Source organism: Ketobacter sp. GenoA1, from assembly GCF_003671475.1.
Classification (GTDB): Bacteria; Pseudomonadota; Gammaproteobacteria; order Pseudomonadales; family Ketobacteraceae; genus Ketobacter.
The window spans coordinates 747,005-766,857 of the sequence record NZ_RCHM01000009.1 but is presented as its reverse complement, the minus strand read 5'-3'; the positions used below and the strand labels follow the sequence as shown (position 1 = coordinate 766,857).

At 51.8% G+C, this 19,853-nt stretch carries 23 protein-coding genes; 11 read left to right on the top strand and 12 right to left on the bottom strand.

Going from position 1 to position 19,853, the window contains the following annotated elements; all coding sequences use genetic code 11:
* From D9N13_RS04800 to D9N13_RS04775, 6 genes are all read right to left on the bottom strand, one after another.
* A partial coding sequence (locus tag D9N13_RS04800; protein WP_290586603.1) for an IS3 family transposase occupies positions 1-463 on the bottom strand: 463 nt, incomplete at its 3' end.
* Positions 460-768, bottom strand: coding sequence for a transposase (locus D9N13_RS04795; RefSeq protein WP_290586599.1), 309 nt, complete (start codon positions 766-768; stop codon positions 460-462). The genes D9N13_RS04795 and D9N13_RS04800, both read right to left, overlap by 4 nt.
* 186 nt (positions 769-954) lie before the next feature.
* Positions 955-1,857: a hypothetical protein gene (locus D9N13_RS04790; protein ID WP_290586596.1), complete on the bottom strand. Its 903-nt coding sequence runs from the start codon at positions 1,855-1,857 to the stop codon at positions 955-957.
* Positions 1,858-2,011: 154 nt separating this feature from the next.
* The gene (locus D9N13_RS04785) at positions 2,012-2,386 is read right to left on the bottom strand and encodes a hypothetical protein (RefSeq protein ID WP_290586593.1); all 375 of its coding nucleotides are present in this window, start codon (positions 2,384-2,386) and stop codon (positions 2,012-2,014) included.
* A 285-nt stretch (positions 2,387-2,671) separates the two neighbouring features.
* Positions 2,672-2,890, bottom strand: a complete 219-nt coding sequence (locus D9N13_RS04780) for a hypothetical protein (RefSeq protein ID WP_290586590.1) — start codon at positions 2,888-2,890, stop codon at positions 2,672-2,674.
* 27 nt (positions 2,891-2,917) lie between these two features.
* A complete protein-coding gene (locus tag D9N13_RS04775) occupies positions 2,918-4,015 on the bottom strand; it encodes an acyltransferase family protein (RefSeq protein ID WP_290586587.1) in 1,098 nt (365 codons plus the stop codon).
* Between the two features lie 101 nt (positions 4,016-4,116).
* On the opposite strand from D9N13_RS04775, the gene D9N13_RS04770 reads away from it, so the two are divergent.
* Positions 4,117-5,004: a hypothetical protein gene (locus D9N13_RS04770; RefSeq protein ID WP_290586585.1), complete on the top strand. Its 888-nt coding sequence runs from the start codon at positions 4,117-4,119 to the stop codon at positions 5,002-5,004.
* Positions 4,985-5,827 (top strand): hypothetical protein, encoded by an 843-nt coding sequence (locus tag D9N13_RS04765; RefSeq protein WP_290586583.1) that lies wholly within the window; start codon positions 4,985-4,987, stop codon positions 5,825-5,827. Before D9N13_RS04770 ends, D9N13_RS04765 begins: the two co-directional genes overlap by 20 nt.
* A 21-nt stretch (positions 5,828-5,848) precedes the next feature.
* On the opposite strand, the gene D9N13_RS04760 is transcribed toward D9N13_RS04765, so the two are convergent.
* Positions 5,849-7,408: an AAA family ATPase gene (locus D9N13_RS04760; RefSeq protein ID WP_290586580.1), complete on the bottom strand. Its 1,560-nt coding sequence runs from the start codon at positions 7,406-7,408 to the stop codon at positions 5,849-5,851.
* A gap of 132 nt (positions 7,409-7,540) precedes the next feature.
* Here D9N13_RS04760 and D9N13_RS04755 point away from each other — a divergent pair, with 132 nt between their 5' ends.
* A complete protein-coding gene (locus D9N13_RS04755; protein WP_290586577.1) occupies positions 7,541-8,053 on the top strand; it encodes a CBS domain-containing protein in 513 nt (170 codons plus the stop codon).
* Here D9N13_RS04755 and D9N13_RS04750 read toward each other — a convergent pair.
* Positions 8,016-8,936 carry a cation diffusion facilitator family transporter gene (locus tag D9N13_RS04750; RefSeq protein WP_290586574.1) on the bottom strand — a complete coding sequence of 307 codons (921 nt, stop codon included), beginning with the start codon at positions 8,934-8,936 and terminating at the stop codon, positions 8,016-8,018. The two genes, D9N13_RS04755 and D9N13_RS04750, sit on opposite strands and share 38 nt — an antisense overlap.
* A 177-nt stretch (positions 8,937-9,113) precedes the next feature.
* Here D9N13_RS04750 and amrB point away from each other — a divergent pair, with 177 nt between their 5' ends.
* From amrB to D9N13_RS04725, 5 genes are all read left to right on the top strand, one after another.
* Positions 9,114-9,929, top strand: a complete 816-nt coding sequence (amrB, locus tag D9N13_RS04745) for an AmmeMemoRadiSam system protein B (protein ID WP_290586571.1) — start codon at positions 9,114-9,116, stop codon at positions 9,927-9,929.
* Entirely contained in the window at positions 9,926-10,483 is a 558-nt protein-coding gene (amrA, locus tag D9N13_RS04740; RefSeq protein ID WP_290586569.1) for an AmmeMemoRadiSam system protein A, read from the top strand. The genes amrB and amrA overlap by 4 nt, the downstream gene beginning before the upstream one ends.
* Positions 10,484-10,541: 58 nt before the next feature.
* Positions 10,542-11,390: a DMT family transporter gene (locus D9N13_RS04735; RefSeq protein ID WP_290586566.1), complete on the top strand. Its 849-nt coding sequence runs from the start codon at positions 10,542-10,544 to the stop codon at positions 11,388-11,390.
* 235 nt (positions 11,391-11,625) lie between these two features.
* On the top strand, positions 11,626-12,933 hold the full coding sequence (locus D9N13_RS04730) for an acyl-CoA dehydrogenase family protein (protein ID WP_290586562.1): 1,308 nt from the start codon (positions 11,626-11,628) through the stop codon (positions 12,931-12,933).
* 27 nt (positions 12,934-12,960) lie between these two features.
* Entirely contained in the window at positions 12,961-14,163 is a 1,203-nt protein-coding gene (locus tag D9N13_RS04725; protein ID WP_290586559.1) for an acyl-CoA dehydrogenase family protein, read from the top strand.
* Between the two features lie 43 nt (positions 14,164-14,206).
* On the opposite strand, the gene D9N13_RS04720 is transcribed toward D9N13_RS04725, so the two are convergent.
* Entirely contained in the window at positions 14,207-14,635 is a 429-nt protein-coding gene (locus D9N13_RS04720; protein ID WP_290586556.1) for an RrF2 family transcriptional regulator, read from the bottom strand.
* Positions 14,636-14,812: 177 nt separating this feature from the next.
* On the opposite strand from D9N13_RS04720, the gene D9N13_RS04715 reads away from it, so the two are divergent.
* The 3 genes from D9N13_RS04715 to D9N13_RS04705 all read left to right on the top strand — a co-directional run bounded on the left by D9N13_RS04715 (position 14,813) and on the right by D9N13_RS04705 (position 17,991).
* Complete coding sequence (locus D9N13_RS04715) at positions 14,813-15,181, top strand: group I truncated hemoglobin (RefSeq protein WP_290586553.1); 369 nt, start codon at positions 14,813-14,815, stop codon at positions 15,179-15,181.
* A gap of 398 nt (positions 15,182-15,579) precedes the next feature.
* Complete coding sequence (locus D9N13_RS04710; protein ID WP_290586550.1) at positions 15,580-16,560, top strand: 2Fe-2S iron-sulfur cluster binding domain-containing protein; 981 nt, start codon at positions 15,580-15,582, stop codon at positions 16,558-16,560.
* 192 nt (positions 16,561-16,752) lie between these two features.
* A complete protein-coding gene (locus D9N13_RS04705) occupies positions 16,753-17,991 on the top strand; it encodes an alkaline phosphatase PhoX (RefSeq protein ID WP_290586548.1) in 1,239 nt (412 codons plus the stop codon).
* Positions 17,992-18,035: 44 nt separating this feature from the next.
* Here the strand turns inward: D9N13_RS04705 and D9N13_RS04700 are convergent, their stop codons facing one another.
* From D9N13_RS04700 to D9N13_RS04690, 3 genes are all read right to left on the bottom strand, one after another.
* Positions 18,036-18,326 carry a putative quinol monooxygenase gene (locus D9N13_RS04700; protein WP_290586545.1) on the bottom strand — a complete coding sequence of 97 codons (291 nt, stop codon included), beginning with the start codon at positions 18,324-18,326 and terminating at the stop codon, positions 18,036-18,038.
* 90 nt (positions 18,327-18,416) lie between these two features.
* Entirely contained in the window at positions 18,417-19,319 is a 903-nt protein-coding gene (locus tag D9N13_RS04695) for a helix-turn-helix domain-containing protein (RefSeq protein ID WP_290586542.1), read from the bottom strand.
* A gap of 223 nt (positions 19,320-19,542) precedes the next feature.
* Entirely contained in the window at positions 19,543-19,752 is a 210-nt protein-coding gene (locus D9N13_RS04690) for a cold-shock protein (protein WP_290586540.1), read from the bottom strand.
* Positions 19,753-19,853: the final 101 nt, after the last annotated feature.

Here is a 19,853-nt window from a genome sequence, read left to right as displayed (position 1 = left end):
GCGAGAACAGATCCATCACCACCGCCAAATACAACCAACGATCCTTGACCCAGATATAGGTGATATCGGTCGTCCATTTCTCGTTTGGCTGGCAGGCAGAGAAGTCGCGCCACAGCAGGTTGTCCGAAACATTATGCATCGTCAGGCTATGTCTAGGATACTTGAATCCCTTTCCATTCAAGGCCCTTATACCCTGCTCAAACATGATCTGAGCGACATAGTTGACGGAACAGGGATGACCAAGCTCCGTCAACTCTTTCGCCAATCTTGGCGCTCCGTAAACTGCTTCAAAGGACTCGTAGGTGTCTTTGATTAGCGCCTCCATCTCCAATCGTCGCTGTGCCTGATCGCTAACAGGGCGTTCCAGCCAGCGATAATAGCCGGACCTGGATACCCTCAGAACACGGCACATGAGCGCAACAGGATACTGATCGATGTACTCCCTGATTAAGGCGTACTTCACTTTTGGTCGTTCGCGAAGTACGCCGCTGCCTTTTTTAAAAATTCCAGCTCCTCTTTGAGCTTCTTGTTTTCCCGACGTAGCCTACGCGTCTCCTCGCTCTCCTGCTTGGAATAATCAACACCATCTACCGTATTGAACTGCTTATCAGAAAGACGGGTGAACTGACGACGCCAGTTATAGATCTGCTGGGCACTCACTCCTAACTCTTTGGCAACCTGAGCAATAGTAATGCCTTCTTTCGAGGCCCTGTTTACCGCTTCTCGGCGGAATTCTTCGGTATAAGCTTGGGTCTTCTTGCGTGCCATCTCGGACACCTCCATAGTGGTTAGTCTAACTATAAAGGATGTCTACTAATTGTGGGTAACACGGATCGTTAACGCCATGTTAACTTGCTCAGCGGAGTGGAGCCAGCATATGTTAAAGTGAACGAAGCGAACATATGCTGGTGGAACGTAGCTGGGTCCACGTTCAACACCTTGTAAGTTAACTTTCTAGAACTCAAAGTTAAGATCTAGTGATCGGGAACCATTTAGTTTTGTTGGTTTATACAATGCTACGAAAAATGGAATATCTATGGTTCTGTTATTCACGCTAGATGAGAGTGAATATGTAATTATTTTGGATTGCCCAGATTTAAGCAGAGCGAAACCGTAGTCATTATCCACTGTAATACCTGCATAATGAATGACGGAAAAGTAAGCAAAAGTAGCTTCAACATTAGTAATGTTTGTGATTTCTACCGACACCGAGTAGCCGCCATCCGGCCTGACCAATTTATCCATCAACTTTAGTTCGACATTTCGCTCTGGGAACACCGTAACATCACATTGGTTGAATTTTATCGTTCTTGTGGAAGCAGGACCGGTTGACATAAGGCTGCTTTCTCCCATCTTAAACTTTACAAATTCGCTCGCGCTATCGAGCTTGTAGATTGACCCAATAGGTGGAACACTTGCAATAACAGCACTATTTCTTATTGGTGTTTCATTTTTCATATTTAGAAATGGAAATCTCTTAAATTTGAAATCGAAGTAAAAGTCGTTAGTATTGACAGTGTTTGCACCGAAATCTTCTATAGATACAACATCAATTGTTCCTATTGATTCTTTATCCTCTGATAAGTCAACTGAGAAATCTCCGAGCAACCAGTGATGACCAATGAACTTGTTTTGGTACCACTTCATTTCGACGCTATTTTGTTCATTATTTAAATTAAAAACGTTTTGTGTATCTATTGGTATTGTAGCTGTTCCTGTACCAACAAATTGGACATTAAAATCACCTGGAATTCCCGGTAGTTTCATTTTGACATCCGCAACACGAGCAGCTGCACATGCGGCACTTGTAGAATTACGAAATGGTAAATCTTCGGACGTGATTGCTGTGATTTTCATTTCATTTCTCCTGTCAATTGGCTGGATATAAAGCTAGCGTCAGCTTCAGTGGGCAACCGCAGTGGAGCCATATTGGTGGTAAAAAGGAGCGTAGCAACGCACCATAAATATGGCAGAGCGTAGGTTGCTCCACTGTATGCCCTTGTATGGCGCATTATTCCTGAACATATTCAATCGCAATTTCTAGCTCGATATAATTCCCGCAAGAATCGCCAATCTTCCTGCCTTTTGGCGTACCCTCGTGTCCATTACAATATAAAGTCTCTGTTAATCTAGTTTCACGGCTTCGGATCGCAGAACCGATCAAAAACTGTAGATCATGACCACCCTGCTGGCATCGTGGATTTGAACAGTGTAACAGAGCAGGAATAGATGACTCACTACAGTTGATCAGTCCTCTTGATTTATAGGTAATAAAGGACATCTCAGGGAAATCACCATGTTCCTGACCCGTTAGCCTCAGAGACTTAACTTGTGGATATAGCTTTTTGAATGTGGTCGGTTCGCCACTTAATAATCTTTGGTTCATGCACGAATCCTTTGGCCGCCTAACAACTTAGTGAACCGACACCTTCATGATATCCAAGGAGCAAATCACGGAATCTTCGGTATATCTCGAAAGCAAATACCGGAATTTCCGGTATATCCAAATTATGATCTTGCTTTGTACAGACCCTGTCTACTGTATATATTTACAAGATTCTGGCTTTCTTGAAGGGTTACTAAGTGCAGTACAAATTTCCCTTTTTAAACGCAGCGCTCAACGTTGGTTGTAGCGAAGAAGAAATCAAAGAGGTGTACTGCAAATGGCAGTTTATGCAGGGTTCCCTGCAGCTTTAAAAAATTGCTCTTCCTTATTGCTAAGTACCTTATGAGCCTTCTTCTCAAAACATAGGCAATACTTTTTATTGGGATCATGGGTATTCATACATGCCTCATATAGTGAAGGCTTGGGCTTGGCACTTTCTGCCATAGCATTTTCCAAAACAATACCCGCCTCCTGCAAAGACGGCTGTGCTTTTGCCGTGCGCAAAAAGTTTCGCTTAATTGGTAAACAGCATTAGCCTTTAACCAACGGCGGCAGTATCGGCCCGCGAGCAGCGGGAGCACCCAGCAGCTGGGGAGCAAGCTTTTGCATCACTATCGCCACGGGGATAGAAATTGCCAAACTCAACAGGGTTATACCTATAGTGACCAATACCGGGTACGCCTGAACATAACTGTAAAACAGAACAATCAAGCGAACGTTAATAATGTGAAAAAAGACACTGGCAAAGAACAACAGCGGCAAACTGAGCTCCCCTATTCTGGCAATCCAGCCTGATTTTTTCACCAGATCCACAAACAGACCCAGGCTCGCAATCCCCAGCCCCGCACTCAGCAAAAACCAAAGTGGATCGCCTATCTGCGCAATGGCCAGGATAACCGCCTCTTTATCCCGCAGAAACGGCCCGCTATTAAACGGGGCCAGCCAATAGGCCAGGGGTAATAGAGCCACAGCCAGTACAACTTTCGCCAAGGTGGGCATTGCAGAGGGATGCACTTGATAGGTTTTTAGGGTATGCCCCAAATACAGAAAAAAGCACGCCATGGGGGCATTATTGATAAACCAAAAATTGTTCTGAATGTGTAATATCTCAGAAACCAAATCGATCTTTACAATCGAAGCAGCACCCACAATAAACAACGCCGGTAAAAACACCCACTTCATGCGCGCGTAGAGTGGGTAGGTTATCCAGAAAAGCACATGGGCTGAAAACAGGCAAAACAGGAACCAGGCAGGCCATGCCGTTTTGGGAAATCCCCCCAGCGGGCTGAGCAGCATCTGCATATAGTGCACCATCTGGGCGCCGCTATTGGTGAGAAGATCGTACACGAACTGCAATCCGGTCATCAAAAGCACAAAAAAGCTGGCAGGAACCACCAGAGTAAAAAATTTACCGCGGATAAACCGGCTAAAGGTACCCGATGGGGCTTTCGCCACATAGCCTGATAGAAAGAAAAACAAGGGTATATGAAAGGAATATATGTACTGGAACTGATGGTACAGGGCCCCGGATCGCTGATCGCCGAATGCAATCTCGATGACATGGCCATGAAATACCAAAATCATCCCAAACGCCTTAAGGCAATCAATCCAACTATCACGCTTCTGCATGCAATGACGATTCCATCGTGTCTTTTAAATAACTAAGGAGTAGATTATTATTTCTTCATCTTTAATACCAGACACAAATCAAACTGCCGCGGGGTCACACTTTGGCACAACCATTCGCTGCTTTTCGAGATATACGGTTAAACCCGCAGCTTCTGCTGCTGTTAGCGGTACCGCTGCTGCTTATACAGACGTTTATCCCTATTGAGAATTTCATTCACCGGGGTGACGATGCGTTCTACTACTTTAATGTCGCCATCAATTACCACCTGTTCGGTCACTGGACTTACGATGGCATCAACAGCACTAACGGTGTGCAACCATTATGGGCAATGATATTGACAGCGGTTGCCAAGCTCGGTTACTGGGTTGGAATACGCGAGCCCGACACCTTTGCGCGGCTGTTTGTGGCCCTGACGACGTGTTTGCATTTGGGCTCTCTGTCAATCCTGTTGCACTTGTTCCAGCGGAAAATAAGCCTGCTTGCGGGCATCATTACGGTGGGGGCCTTTGTGTTTCCCCTGGGCATTGTCTGGTCACGTTTATGGGGAATGGAATCCAGCCTGTATGCCTTTACGCTGGTTAGCACCATCGCTTATTACCACTTGTCCTTCCAAAATCGCCCCACTACCAAAAGCGCCATTACACTGGGAATATTGCTGGCCTTAACGGCACTTTCCCGGCTCAATGCGGGCCTTTTAATCGCAATACTGCTATCTCACTACCTGGTGTTGGGCCATCAACCAGGGTTTACGCACCGGCTTAAGCTGGTACTGGTGGCGGGAATCACCAGCAGTGCACTGATCATACCCTATGGTATCTGGAATTATTTAACCAGCGGACACATCGGCCCCATCAGCGGTGCCGTCAAAGCGGTGACGGTCCAGCAGCTGCTGGAACGTGCAGAGCGTGTGGTCAATCGATTTTCTCAAGAACGTATACTGGCATCATCTGCACGCATTGGAATGGTTTGTGACTGCACGGATGAGTGATGCTCTCTGGCCAATCGGAGCAAGAAACATCGTTGGCCTGGGTGGTTCACCCACCTTGGCGGTGCTCGCCATGGTGTTTGTCGCCTGCCTGCTGGGCCCGGCTCTGTTTGGCCATCCGAAAGAGTGGTCCAGGCATTTGGCACGGGATCTCAAAGCACTTTGGGGTTTCAATTACGTATTGATTTTTGGCCTCTGCGACGCCGTAGCCAGCATTATGATCTACCCCAATCAGATCGGTTACGCCATGGTGCGCTGGTGGTGGGTGGAGAATGAGATCATTATCGTCGCCATCACCAGCGTGTTCCTGGCATCAGCACTCAGCTATTGTGGCCAACAGCTTCTGAACGTTCAGCTTCGCAAAGCGGTATTGGTGTGTGTATGGCTGATAGCGCTCGCTGTAAGCCTGTTGCATTCTCTCAATTACTATTGGACAGTGCCTTCCAAAAATTACGATTGGCGCTTGTCCTGGAATGATGCAGCTTATAACGCGGCACTGTGGCTGAATCAGAACGTTCCTGAATCCGCCATCGTCGGCTCCTGGAATGCCGGGGTAATTGGTTACTACAGCAAACAACCTGTGATAAACCTGGATGGGCTCATAAACAATTTCGAGCTCTTACCCTACATCGCAGAAAACCGCATAGACCAGTACATTCTGAATAAAAAGATCGATTATATTGCGGATATTAAACCCACTCTCGACATGCACCTTGCTGACAAGTCGCTTTCGGTCACCGAAGTGTATCGCGCACACAACTCATTCATGGGTCAGCCTTACATAATATACAAGGTAAACGATGAATCGCCCCAAGGTGCAGAGTAGTCATCACTGAACGTCGGGGCCTTATTCCAGTGCAGCGCGAACGGTGTGGGTTATCTGTTCAATGATAGGGTCATCCACATTCGCCGAGACACTTAAAACCACGCCGGATTCATCCGCCTCAAATGGCTCGAATTGTTTTAGTTGCTTTTCCATGATATCTACGCCGGCTTCAGATGCATCGTTGTTCCGACTCTGCCGTGCTTGAATTCTTTGCTTCAAGGTCGCATGGGGTACATCCATGTGCACGATAAAATAGGGGAGTGCATGGTCAGCGGCCAACTGCTGAAAAACAAGTCGGCTATTACGGGTAATAAAGGTCGCATCCACGATAACAGCATAGCCCAACCTGATCGCCTGTTCTGCCAACACCTTCAGCCGGTCGAAGGTCTTATGGGTATATTCCGATGAATAGAGGGCATTGGGGTTATGAGGATCTATCCCTGTGCTGCTCTCAAGCGGTTTTAACCCAGCCAGTTGTTTTCTGACGACATCGGAGCGCAGTTGTATGGCTTGGAGTCGGCCGGCCAATTGCCGGGCCAACGTACTTTTTCCACTGCCGGAGACACCACAGGTGAGCACCAAACAGGGTTTGTTCCCATGGATTACAGACTGAGCATAGTCAAAATACTGCTGTATCTCTCGCTTTAAGCTGTCCTGCTCTTCTTGCTTGGTTTGTTCAAGCTTCAGCACCGCCACCTTGGCACGAACCATTGCCCGATAGACCCGGTAAAAATCCAGCACCGCCAACAGTTGATAATCACCACTGTATTCCAAATAGCTGTTCAGCACCGCATTGGCCTGTTGTTGATAGTTGTGAATTTCCAGATCCATCAACAAAAATGCCAGATCATTGGCAACATCAATCCAACGAAAGCGTTCATTGAATTCAATGCAGTCAAACATGACGGCCTCAGCGTTTATCAGCGCAATGTTCTGCAGGTGCAAATCCCCATGACACTCCTTCACCCTGCCCTGCTTTTTACGCGCCTCGAACACCGGCTCCAGGCGCTGCCACTGTTGACGACTCCACTGCTCGATTTGCTCCAGCCGCTGCTGGCTATCCACCAGGCTCTGCCGGGCTTTAATCTGCCGAAAGTTTTCTTCTACCGGATATAACACGCTGGCGGCACTGCCGTAGTCTTCCCCCGCTGCACATTGTTTGGCTTGCTCATGAAACCCGGCTAGCTCGTAGCCCAGATTCTGCAGGAATGGCCAATCAGAAAGCAGCGATTCCATGCGGTTCAACAGCAATGCATCCGGATCAAACTGGCGCATTTTCACCGCATAGTCCACAACCTTCCCCTGGCCAACAAAGTTAAGCCGGCCCTGGTCTGAACACAGGGGTTCAACTGAGACGTAAAGATCCGGCGCCGTGCGACGATTCAAACGCAGCTCTTCCTCGCAGTAATGTTTACGTTTTTCCAGAGTGGAAAAATCCAGAAACCCAAAGTCCACGGGCTTCTTGATTTTATACACCCAGTCACCGGTCAGGATGATGGTTGAAATATGCGTTTCAAGCCAAGTAATGTGTGCGGTTGGGTGTGGGAACTGATCAGGCTGATCGATATCCTTGGCTTCCATAGTGCTGCCCTTTTCGTTGCTACTCGTTGCTACCCTTTTCGGCTTGGAGTATGGTGATTGATACACATCAACACCGTGCACCAAAATCTATAGCATTATGCTAGAGAGTCTACACAGAGGTTACACAAGCTTATGGCCAATACAAGTGATTCCCGACAAGCATTGTTACCGCAAACATTACTGGCCAAGGACGTGATGAGCACTTCATTACTGGCAGCCCACGAATCCTGGACAGTGGCTGAACTCGCCCACTTTTTGGTGAGCAATGGCATCACAGGTGCCCCCGTGCTGGATGACGATGAACAGTTGTTAGGGGTGGTTTCCGTAACGGACGTCGCCCGCTTTACCAGTATGGAGCAGGATGAAAGGGATGAACGTGGACGACACGGCTATTACACAGACAGCCTGGATTTTGATTCCCGCCTGGGTTATCTGGATGACGAATACAATGATGCGCTGATGGAAGCAACCACCGTCACCGACATCATGACCCCCGCCGTGTTCGATGTGGATGCCCAGGCCCCGGTGAACCAGGTTGCCCGGGATATGGTTGCCAATGGCATTCATCGGGTATTCGTGCGGGATAAAGGAAGGATCGTCGGCGTGGTCAGCGCGCTGGATATTTTGAAGCTCGTAGCGGATTGAGCGGCTTCGACTTGCGGACGGGTTTGGTGTCAGGGTCTGCCCGAAACGGATCCTGATGCAGCAACACGTCGGCGCTGGGAAACTCGTCTTTGATTTCCTTTTCCACTTCATCACAAATATCGTGAGCCTGCCACAACGGCATATTGCCATCCAGTTCAAGATGCAGCTGAATTATCTTCACGCGCCCGGATTGTCGTGTACGCAGTTCATGAACACCAAGCACCTCAACATGGTCCATGGCGATGCGTTCGATTTTGTTCTGTTCCTCTTCGGGCAGCTCGCGATCCAACAAATGTTGAATGGATTCGGTCCAGATCATAATGGCGGTGTAGAAAATATAAATCGCAATAGCAATGGCCAGCAGTGGGTCGACCTGTTGCCAACCAAATTGGGTCAGCACCAGCGCCACCACAATCCCTATATTGGTCAACAGGTCAGAAACGTAATGCAGCGAATCCGCCTTGATGGCCACTGAATGGGTTTTGCTTATCACCCAGCGCTGGTATAACACCAGCATTAGCGTTGCAATGATGGAAAATCCCATGACACCCACTGCCACGTCTACCTGCTCCAGCGGCTGTGGATTGATGATCCGCTCCAACGCCTGAACAAACAGGTAGATGGCCGAACTCATGATCAGCAGGGATTGCCCCAATCCGGCCAGCGATTCCGCCTTGCCGTGGCCAAACCGGTGCTCTTCATCTGCAGGCTGCAGGGCATAACGCACGGCGATAAAGTTAACGCAGGAGGCCAGCGCATCAATCATTGAATCCGCCAGCGAGGCCAGCACACTGACCGAGCCGGATAACCACCAGGCGTAAGCTTTCACCACCAGTAAAAGAATGGCGGTAAAAACCGACGCACTGGCTGCCAACTGCAACATGCGCCTTTCAGAATGGCTTGTAGAATACACTCCGCTCATAACAATTTTGTATAACGCGTTTGCGTTTGGCTCCCATCAAAACCGTCAGTCCAAACCGGATACGGTATTGAAATAAAGTAAATTGCCTCCATTATAAGCCAAGAAGCTCTTTGCCTGAACAAATAGAAGGCGGTGAATATGAGAACCATCAGGGAACCAGCCGTAGCCGGCCTGTTTTATCCGGACCAACCGCAGATACTGGACGCAGCGGTTGAGAAATATTTGTCAGGCGTATCTGCAAACAAGAATGATTTAGGTCAAGATTTAAGGTCTCCCAAGGCCTTGATTGTTCCCCACGCCGGATACCTTTATTCCGGCGCCACGGCGGCCCGCGCTTACCATGAGTTGGCGTTATCTGCAGACCAAATCAATCGGGTGGTGTTATTGGGCCCGTCACACCGGGTGGGTTTTCATGGCATCGCGTTCTGCGGTTCCGATTTTTATCGAACCCCCCTGGGGGATATTCCAATCGATCATTCCGCTTTGGCGATAGTGTCCGAATTACCGCAAGTGGGGCTGCTGGATCAGGCCCATGAACACGAACACAGCCTGGAGGTGCAGCTGCCGTTTTTGCAAAAAATACTGCGCAGTTTCAAACTGGTCCCTTTGGTGGTCGGGGAAGCAGACACCGAGTCCGTAGCCGAAGTCATCGAGCGTTTGTGGGGTGGCGAGGAAACCCTGTTTGTGATCAGTTCCGACCTCAGTCACTTTCATGATTACGCCACCGCGCAGCAAATGGACGCCAAAACCTGCGATGCCATCGAATCCATGAACCCCGCTCACATCGACGATGACCAGGCCTGTGGCCGCAACCCGGTGAAGGGATTACTCAACGTGGCCCGCCGCCGACACATGCGCGTCAAGACACTGGATATGTGTAACTCCGGCGATACCACCGGAGATCATGACCGGGTGGTGGGGTATGGTGCCTGGGCATTCTGGGAAGCATCATGAGCCTGTCGGCAGAACACCAGCGCATACTGCTGGATATCGCCTGGCGCTCTATCCAATCCGGATTGCAGACCAACACCCCGCTTAACGTTGAGGCTGACAGCCTGCCGGCGCCGCTTACGGCACCGGGTGCCAGCTTTGTAACCCTGGAACAGGGGTCGGACCTGCGGGGCTGTATTGGCTCGCTGGAGGCTTACCGGTCTTTGGCCAGTGATGTGGCCCATAATGCGTTTTCTGCCGCCTTCAAGGATCCACGGTTCCCCCCGCTACAAGCCGCGGAGCTATCGAATCTGACCTTACAGATATCGGTGCTCTCAGCGCCGGTTGAGGTAACCTTCAGCGGTGAGCAGGATTTGCTGCAACAACTGGTCCCACAGCAGGATGGATTGATCCTGCAGGAAGGGCAACGTCGCGCCACGTTTCTGCCCCAGGTCTGGGAGCAGTTACCAACCCCGGAACAATTCATCACCCACTTGAAACTGAAAGCGGGATTACCTGCCGACTATTGGAGTGACCGCATCCGCGTCCAGCGCTATCGGGTGGAAAAATTCAGCTGACCACCTGACATCCAATTGCACGCTTTATATACTGGCCTATTTCCCAGTGAGCCAGAGTATGTCCAACGATTTACGTCAGGGCGCGATTTTGCTGCTGTCCGGCGAACTGATGCTGTCCATTATGGCGGCGTTGATCAAGTACCTGTCGCAGGATGTCTCCCATGAAATGCTGGTGTTCACCCGCAATCTGTTTGGCCTGCTTTTTCTGCTCCCGCTGATTTCCCATCACGGCCTGCGCAGCCTCAAGACCACTCGTTTTGGCGCGCACTTGATGCGATCGGTTGTGGGTGTCGCCGCCATGTACGGCTACTTTTATGTCATCACCCATTTGCCCCTGGCAGAGGCCGCCCTGGTGAAACTATCTTCGCCGTTCTTTTTACCTTTGATTGCGTTGCTCTGGCTTGGCGAGAGAATCAATCTGCGCACCATGTGGGCCATCATCATTGGCTTTGTGGGGGTTGTGTTTGTGCTGCGCCCGGGGGCTGAAACCTTTCAGCCGGTGGCACTGGTGGGTGTGGGCGCCGCTGTTCTGGCCAGCCTGGCCAAGGTCACCATCCGCCACATGGCGGACACCGAGCCCGGCCACCGCATTGTGTTCTACTTCGGTATTCTGGCCACCCTGGTGTCCGCCGTCCCCCTCCTGTGGGGCTGGACCAGCCCCGGCCTCTCCACCCTGCCCTGGCTTGCCGCCATCGGCCTGACCGGCACCCTGGGACAACTGCTGATGACCAAAGCCTACCAGGTTGCCAAACCCGGACAGGTGGGGCCGTTCACCTACACTGCGGTCCTCTATGCCGCCCTGTTCGGCTGGATGTTCTGGGATGAAGTGGTGATCATAACCACCCTCATCGGCAGCGCTTTGATCATCGGCGCCGGCATTCTGAATATGAAATCCAGCCAAAAATAGGCCTCTTGGGCGTTGCACTGGCCCCAGCAGCCAGGCCCGTGCCAATTTTTACACTCGGTTCAGACAGCCATCGGGATAATAGGAGGCCTGACGGGCGAAAACCGGTTACAGATTGACTGATCTGCCGACTTACCGACGTTACAATGCCAATGCTTTACAAATCTGTTATAAGCATCATCAAGCCACAAACATAAGAATCAACCTAATCATTGCAGTGCATAACAAGGAGACGCCAATGAGTCGCGATCCAATCGGATTAGCCATGGCCACCATGAGTCGCATCGCCAGTTCTTCCTTTGTGGAACGAATGGGGCTGCGCACCACCATCGAAAAACTAACCTACCAAGGCACCAAGTCCGGATTCAAGGCATTGGGCGTGGCCTCGCGCCAGTTTAAAAGTGCAACCCAGCTGCTGCGGCCGGAGCGGCTGGAAGCCCCGGCCCAGCCAAAAACCCAGTTCGACCTGACCATCAGCGACGAACAGCAAATGATGCGGGACAGCGTGCGGGCCTTCGCCACCGAAGTCCTGCGTCCCGCGGCGGCCAAAAGCAATGACGATGAAGCCATGAGCGCGGACATCCTGGCCCAGGCCAACGAGCTTGGGCTTTCTTACTTTGCCGTTCCTGAAAATCTGGGGGGAGCGGCCACCGAACGTTCTCCTGTGACCAGTATGTTGATCGCAGAAGACCTGGCCTATGGTGATATGGGGCTGGCGGTCGCAATACTGTCGAGCATCGGGGTCGCCAACGCGCTCACCCAGTGGGGTACCGCAACGCAGCAGTCCAAGTACCTGCCGGCGTTTCTGGAAGAAAACACCTTGCAGGCAGCCATTGCCATTAATGAAAAGCGCCCCTTGTTCAATGCCAATGAACTGACCACCGTCGCCCTGGAAAAATCCGATGGCTACCTGCTTAATGGTGAAAAAACCATGGTGCCGCTGATCGATCAGGCGGAATTGTTCCTGGTGGCCGCCAGCTTAAACGGCAAACCGCGCCTCTTTATTGTGGAAAGCGGAAGCCAGGGGGTCACCATCGCCAAGAAGCCCAATATGGGTGTAAAAGCGGCGGCCATGGGCGATCTCAGCCTGGAGCAGGTCAGCGTCAGCAAAGATGCCCTGCTGGGTGGCGACGAGTTCGATTACCAAGCCTTCATCAATATGGCGCGGTTGGGCTGGTGCGCGCTGGCAGTGGGTACGGCACAGGCCGTGCTGGATTACGTTATCCCTTACTGTAACGAACGGGTGGCCTTCGGCGAGCCCATCAGCCACCGTCAGGCCGTCGCCTTTATGATCGCCAACATTGGTATCGAAATGAATGCCATGCGGTTGATGACCCAAAGAGCCGTGGCCCTGGCCGAACGCGGCAAGCCCTTCGCCCGTGAAGCCTACCTGGCACGGGTTATCTGTGCAGACAAGGCCATGGAAATCGGCACCAATGGTGTCCAGCTACTGGGCGGACATGGATTCACCAAAGAACACCCCGTGGAACTGTGGTACCGCGACCTGCGCGCCATCGCAGTGATGGACGGCGGACTGCATCTTTAATCGAATCAATTACAGGGTGAACTGATTATGTATCTGGAACTACCAAAAAAACTCAAAGTCCTCGGTGACATGGCCACCAACCTGTCCGTGGAAATGCTGCGGCCGATTTCCCGCAAGTACGATCTGGCGGAACACGACTACCCCAAGGAACTGGATCTGGTGGCCTCCATGCTGGACGGCATGAACGATGGAGAAGGCGGTGCCGGCGTGGGCGCTGATCAATCCAAACAGAAAAGTGAGGACAACAACGGCGTGCGCAATGGGGCCAATATGGCAGCCTGTGTGGGCATCCAGGGTTTCTGTTGGGGTGATGTTGGGCTGCTGCTGACCCTGCCCCGACAGGGGCTGGGTAATGCCGCCATCGGTGCTGTTGCCAACGAAGAGCAGGCCAAACGCTTTCAGGGCAAATGGGCTGCCATGGCGATCACCGAACCGGGAACCGGTTCGGACTCTGCCAACATCAGTACCACCGCCAAGCTGGATGGTGATCACTATGTGTTGAACGGTGAAAAAATCTATGTCACCGCGGGCTCCCGCGCCGACATCATTGTGGTGTGGGCAACGATTGATAAGAGTGCCGGCCGCGCCGCCATCAAGTCCTTTGCCGTGGAACGCGGCACCCCCGGTATGGAGGTTACCCGGCTGGAGCACAAACTGGGCATCAAGGCTTCCGATACCGCCGCCATCTCCTTCTCCGACTGCCGTGTGCACAAAAGCAACCTGCTGGGGAACCCCGAGATCGATACCAAAAAGGGTTTCGGCGGTGTTATGCAAACCTTCGACAACACCCGGCCTTTAGTGGCAGCCATGGCGGTGGGTGTTGCCAAGGCCGCGCTGGATCGCACCAAGGAGCTGATGAAAGACTGTACTGAGCTGAATTACTCAGCCCCCATCAACTCCGTCAGTGCCGCCGAAGCGGAAATCTATCGCATGGAAGCCGACTGGGAAGCAGCCCGCTTGCTGACCCTGCAGGCGGCCTGGATGGCGGACAACGGTAAACCCAACTCCATGGAAGCTTCCATGGCGAAAGCCAAGGCCGGCCGGGCCTGTAATGCCATTACGCTGAAATGCGTGGAACTGTGCTCCGGTTTGGGTTACAGCGAAGACGAGCTGCTGGAGAAATGGTCGCGGGATTCCAAGATCCTGGATATATTCGAAGGCACCCAGCAAATTCAGCAGTTGATCGTAGCCCGCAGACTGTTGAACCTGTCATCGGCGGAACTGAAATAACCCAGCCTGCGCAGTCGTGCCGCCAGCCTTGGGGTTGGCGGCACTACCCCGCGCTCACCCGCAGCAGGGTTTCCATGGACCGGCTCTTCAGCAAATCCTTCAGCGTATATTCCTTCAGGGTGTTATAGAACGCCCGCTCTGCTTTTCCCAGCACCCCCTTGAGCGTACAGGATGCCGTAATAATGCACGGCTGTTCATCACAGTCGATCAGCGGCTTGCGCTTCTCGGTGATCTCCACCAGGTTTCCAATATTGATTTCCGCCGGTGTTTTGCGCAAAACAAAACCACCGTTCTTGCCGCGATAGGTCTCAATAATTTCGTGTTGCGCCAACATATGAACCACTTTGCGCAAATGCTCCCGCGAGATGCCATAGCAGTCGGATATTTCCTGCATGGACACTCGCCTTTCCTGGTTGGCACCAAGAAAAAGTAAAACCCGCAGGGCATAGTCGGTATAGAGGCTCAGTTGCATAAGGAGGGATCCGGAACATGACCGGCCCATGATATTTGAGTTGAAATTTGAATACAAACATATAAGATGCATTTGTGATACATCTTATATGTTTGTATCACTGGACTGCAATTAGAGAGATAAATTGAAGAACCAAATTGAAGAGATAAATTACAGAGAGAAACTGGAGAGAGAAACATGAGCTTATATGACGACCTGGGGGGCGCCAAAGCCTTGGATGCCGTGGTGGATTCGTTCTACAAAAAAGTGCTTGCCGATGAGCGGGTAAACGGTTTTTTTGATGTAACTGATATGGAACGGCAAGCCAAAAAACAAAAAGCGTTTCTGGCATTTGCCTTTGGCGGGCCCAACAACTACACCGGAAAAAAAATGAGCGATGGCCATGCCCATTTGGTGGAGCGCGGGCTGAACGATTCCCATGTGGATGCCATCATTGAAATCCTGGGAGCCACCCTCACGGAATTCGAAGTACCTGCGGAAAAAATCCAGGAAGCCGCCGCGGTTGCCGAAAGCGTACGGGATCAGGTACTGGGTCGAGCCCAATAATCTGGTGGCCCTTCACAACAGGCCACGGTGGCTTTGAGCTGGGCGTGCCCGGATCACTGTCAGCATTCCTACATCACATGAAAATACATTGTTGTGGGAATAACGTGGGCATAACATTGTGCTGCACCAGACTGGGACTTTCCCACTGCCATTGAGTTAATTGTGTGCCAACCAACACCATCTGCGTTGTGACAACCCCATTGCGCAGATGGCCTCGCATCGCCCTTCCTGATCGATAATAACAACCGAATATCAACTGGTTATCCGCATTTGGAATGGGTTAGCCTGACCACCACGGCGGTGATATCCCGCCCCGCAGCGGCAACCATCCCCCAGTGCAGGCCGGTTTGGAGCAATAATTGCTTGCCACCCTCTAACCGTTCGTTAGAGGAAATCCGATGCCTACCATCCTCTATGAAAGCCAACACATCACTTTGAACACCCATGAAAACCTGTTGGACGGTCTGGAAAGGGCCGGCGTGGAAGCGCCATCCAGTTGCAGCTCAGGTATATGCCACGGTTGCATGGCGCAAGCGTTATCCGGCACAGTACCACCTGATGCACAGCGGGGCCTGACGGATCACCAACGCCGATTGAACTACTTTCTCACCTGCCAGTGCTACCCGGAAGCGGATCTGCAATTTACATTGGCAGGCAATCTCAATGCCCGCACAGCCGCGACCCTGGTGGACAAGCGGGTTCTGAATCAGCGAGTGCTGCGGGTACGATTGCAAGCGGAGATAGACTGGCGCGCAGGCCAACATATCATCCTATGGCGCACCCCGACCCGTGGCAGAACCTACTCGCTCGCCAGCACCCCGGAAGAAGGTTTTCTGGAACTGCACGTTCGACGCCGCCCCAACGGGCTGGTCAGCCATTGGCTGGAACACCAGCTTGGTATTGGTGAGCAAATTCAGATCAGCCCCGCCACCGGAGATACTTATTACAGCCCGGCCATGCCGGGGCAACCGCTGTTGCTGGTGGGCACGGGCACCGGTCTGGCACCGCTTTCCGGCATCCTGAAACAAGCACTGAACGATGGCCACCACGGCGAGATATTTCTTTATGCCGCCGCTGGCGAACCCCACCAGTTGTACCTGTGTGATGAACTGAACGCACTGGCCGAACACCATCGCGATTTCCACTATTACCCGGTGGTACACCGCAATCAAAACAATCTGCCCAACCTGTTACAAGGAGACCTGGTGGATCTGATACCCCGGCGACACCCCAAACTGCGACGCTTTCTGGTCTACCTGTGCGGAGCACCAACGATGGTGGAGGCCCTGCAAAAATACTGCTTTTTCAATGGTGCATACATGGAGGACATTTTCATCAAAACGTTTTCGCCGGCCAGCAAAGAGTCTCCGGCGGCGTAAGGTCGCATCCAAAGCACCCCACAACATCCGCTCCACAGAATTCACAAATCATTAACCATTCCGCCACACACCTGTTGCATCCATCACCTATCCTATAGTTCAAAAGCATCACAAAAAGAACGTTGCAGTCAGCGACGACCACAGCGGCTACACACAACAGCGCGCCTTGTTTTAGTGACACAGGAGACTAATATGACCCACCAGCATGATGCACAACGCCGCCGCTTTATACGCAGCTCCACGGGCGTTGCGGCCCTGGTTATTGGTACCAGCCTGGTTAATATGTCACGCCCGGTGCAGGCCCAATCCCTGACACATCTGGGTGAGCTGCAAGCCCCCAACGACTTGGGCATTCGTTTGCCAAGCGGGTTTTCCGCCCGCATCGTTGCCCATGCCGGCGCACGCCTGATAAAAGATCGCTGGTGGCGGCGCACTCAATACCGCTGGCATACCTACGCCGATGGTGGTGCCACCTTCGCCACCGACGATGGTGGCTGGATCTATGTATCCAACAGTGAAACCATCGGTCTGCTGGGTGGCGGTGCCTCGGCAATACGCTTTGACGCCGAGGGTACGGTGGTGGACGCCTACCGTATTCTTGGCGGAACCAATGTCAACTGCGCCGGCGGCGCAACACCATGGCATACCTGGCTATCCTGCGAGGAGATCGATTTTGGCCGCGTGTATGAATGCGATCCATACGGTGAGCGTAACGCTCAACCACGCCCAGCCCTTGGCTACTTCAAGCATGAGGCGGTTGCCGTTGATCCCAACCTGGGCCTGCTGTACCTCACCGAAGACGAAGGGGACGGAAGGCTGTACCGTTACGTACCCGATGGCCTGAACGCCCAGGGTGACCTGAACCTGGAATCCGGCACCTTACAGGTCGCCGCGCTTGCACCAGGCAGTGACACCGAAGGTTATATTACCTGGCTTGACGTACCCAACCCCACCCCGGGCCTGCTGCAGACACCTACCCGCAAACAGGTTCCGGAAAGCACCGCATTCAACGGTGGCGAAGGGATCTGGTACAACGACGGTAGCGTCTACTTCACCACCAAGGGAGACAACCGGGTGTGGCAACTGGACACCAACCTGAATCACCTGCAACGGGTATACGATGCTGCCACCTCGGATAATCCCATACTCACAGGGGTGGATAACATTACCGTGGCATCCGGGGGCGAGTTGCTGGTAGCAGAAGACGGTGGTGATATGCAGATTGTGGTGATCGATGGCGATGGCAATCTTGCACCATTGTTGCAAATCGTTGGCCAGGACGGTTCCGAAATTACGGGCCCGGCCTTCAGCCCGGATGGCAGCCGTCTGTATTTCAGTTCACAGCGCGGTTGCGCGGTCTTCGGCGGTGGAAATGGATTTGGAATTACTTATGAAATTACCGGCCCGTTTACCGAATTTATGTCAATTTAAGCGGGTACGGGGGGCGCCTGTAGCGATACCGGCACCCCCATGGATTACACCTCGACTGTCTTGAAATATTGAATCGTGGGTGCAGCCTCCAGCAAGGCGCCAAGCTCGCCCAATACCCCATTTTCGTCGATGAACTTCAGATACCGCTGGTGGCACTCCACTGACAACCACTCTTCGTCCAGAAGCATCTCATTAGTGGCGTCGTTGAACAGCACGCTCACACGCAGGTTGCCTTTAAAGCCACGAACATTCGGTAGATTTTCTTCAAGAAAGGGTAAAAGCGTTTCAAATTGGTCTGATTTTACCTGGCAGTTCAGGGTTACTCGCACACTCATGTGGTTCTCCTACAGGGTTAACGTAGGCCAAGCTTATGTAAAGACTCTCGAACCCACTACCTGAGGACTGTCAAAAATGCCGTTTTCAGTTCACTTTGCCATTTTTAACTGCTTCGTTTTTAACTGCTTAGGGGTCTGCCCGTACTTTAGCCGGAATGCGCGAATAAAATGGGATATGTTTTCGTACCCCACCGCCGCAGCTGCTTCAGTCACCGAGCAGTCACCACCATCCAGCAACCGATGGGCGTGAGCCAGGCGCTTTTCCTGCAGCCATTTCTGCGGAGTCGTCTGGTAGCTTGCTTTAAAATCCCGCTGAAAACTGGATAGACTGCGGCCGGACAGTAGCGCCAGGTCACGAACGCTCAAATGCAGAATATCGTGGGCCTCCAACAGGCGCCGGAGATTTCGTTTTGGGGTTTGGGCCCCCTTGCTCAACAGCAATGCATGAAAACGCTGCGCATCGCCTTTCCAGGCGATCAAATGCAACAGTTCCTGTAGTTTGACGTTGAAGTATCCGGGCTCGGTAATATCCGTCTTTAGTGAAGCCATGAAAGACTGAAAATCCGCCTGCCGATCGTGGATAACGTAGAAATCACCACTGTTTGTATTCGCTGCGCCGCGGATTCCTGTTTTGCTTAAGTACTCAGTAATGACCTGCTGATCGAAAAACACCAGGCAGGCACGAAGTGACTGGGTTTGTTTGACGTAATCGGAATGAAGCGTTGCTCCCTGGGGAAGAAAAATCGCCGAACCGGCCTGCAGTTCTATCACCTCATTCTGAGCGTTGGTCAATACTTCGCAACCACTTTCGATATACACGAAACAGGGGTAATTCGTGTAGAACTCAACATCCACCAGATCATGCTCAAGGTGCTTCAGAAACATCACTGAGTTTGCACCCTGCATGACAACCGAGACATCTTTCATGGCATACAGCGCCTGGGGGATTACCAGTATATTTTCTCGGGTGTATTCAAATACTGTCTTCATCATGTGATCTGCAATCACTTAAACTAAACCGTCGGCTCAGGTAGCACAGGATCTTGCTTGATCCGCTTCGGGGGCAGCGCGCTGTAACAACAACGCTATCGCACCGGCAAAATACCCAGTTTCGCGCGTTCAATCAAGCCAAGGGCATGCCACGGGGGCCATCACACCAGCATAAAAAAAGGGCGAGCCCGGTCAGGCTCACCCTTTCTTTCAAACTGAAGCTGTATCAGATTGCGACAATGTTCTCGGCTTGTGGGCCTTTCTGACCCTGCGTCACAGAGAACTCAACCCGTTGGCCTTCAACCAGCGTTTTAAAACCTGAGCTGACGATTGCGCTGAAGTGGGCAAACACATCGGCGCCGGATTCACGCTCAATAAAACCGAAACCTTTTGCTTCGTTGAACCACTTCACTGTGCCATTTACGGTATTAGACATAATAGTATCCTGAAATTTAAATATAGTTGTGCCTTCAAGAGGCTTGAATAGCGGGAATAAGTGCTGGAATTTAGAAACTACAGGACGAGGTATTACGAATA

Coding starts and splice junctions, on each gene's coding strand:
- D9N13_RS04795 (WP_290586599.1), bottom strand. CDS start 768: ATGGCACGCAAGAAGACCCAAGCTTATACCGAAGAATTCCGCCGAGAA.
- D9N13_RS04790 (WP_290586596.1), bottom strand. CDS start 1,857: ATGAAAATCACAGCAATCACGTCCGAAGATTTACCATTTCGTAATTCT.
- D9N13_RS04785 (WP_290586593.1), bottom strand. CDS start 2,386: ATGAACCAAAGATTATTAAGTGGCGAACCGACCACATTCAAAAAGCTA.
- D9N13_RS04775 (WP_290586587.1), bottom strand. CDS start 4,015: ATGCAGAAGCGTGATAGTTGGATTGATTGCCTTAAGGCGTTTGGGATG.
- D9N13_RS04760 (WP_290586580.1), bottom strand. CDS start 7,408: ATGGAAGCCAAGGATATCGATCAGCCTGATCAGTTCCCACACCCAACC.
- D9N13_RS04755 (WP_290586577.1), top strand. CDS start 7,541: ATGGCCAATACAAGTGATTCCCGACAAGCATTGTTACCGCAAACATTA.
- D9N13_RS04750 (WP_290586574.1), bottom strand. CDS start 8,936: ATGTTGCAGTTGGCAGCCAGTGCGTCGGTTTTTACCGCCATTCTTTTA.
- amrB (WP_290586571.1), top strand. CDS start 9,114: ATGAGAACCATCAGGGAACCAGCCGTAGCCGGCCTGTTTTATCCGGAC.
- amrA (WP_290586569.1), top strand. CDS start 9,926: ATGAGCCTGTCGGCAGAACACCAGCGCATACTGCTGGATATCGCCTGG.
- D9N13_RS04735 (WP_290586566.1), top strand. CDS start 10,542: ATGTCCAACGATTTACGTCAGGGCGCGATTTTGCTGCTGTCCGGCGAA.
- D9N13_RS04730 (WP_290586562.1), top strand. CDS start 11,626: ATGAGTCGCGATCCAATCGGATTAGCCATGGCCACCATGAGTCGCATC.
- D9N13_RS04725 (WP_290586559.1), top strand. CDS start 12,961: ATGTATCTGGAACTACCAAAAAAACTCAAAGTCCTCGGTGACATGGCC.
- D9N13_RS04720 (WP_290586556.1), bottom strand. CDS start 14,635: ATGCAACTGAGCCTCTATACCGACTATGCCCTGCGGGTTTTACTTTTT.
- D9N13_RS04715 (WP_290586553.1), top strand. CDS start 14,813: ATGAGCTTATATGACGACCTGGGGGGCGCCAAAGCCTTGGATGCCGTG.
- D9N13_RS04710 (WP_290586550.1), top strand. CDS start 15,580: ATGCCTACCATCCTCTATGAAAGCCAACACATCACTTTGAACACCCAT.
- D9N13_RS04705 (WP_290586548.1), top strand. CDS start 16,753: ATGACCCACCAGCATGATGCACAACGCCGCCGCTTTATACGCAGCTCC.
- D9N13_RS04700 (WP_290586545.1), bottom strand. CDS start 18,326: ATGAGTGTGCGAGTAACCCTGAACTGCCAGGTAAAATCAGACCAATTT.
- D9N13_RS04695 (WP_290586542.1), bottom strand. CDS start 19,319: ATGATGAAGACAGTATTTGAATACACCCGAGAAAATATACTGGTAATC.
- D9N13_RS04690 (WP_290586540.1), bottom strand. CDS start 19,752: ATGTCTAATACCGTAAATGGCACAGTGAAGTGGTTCAACGAAGCAAAA.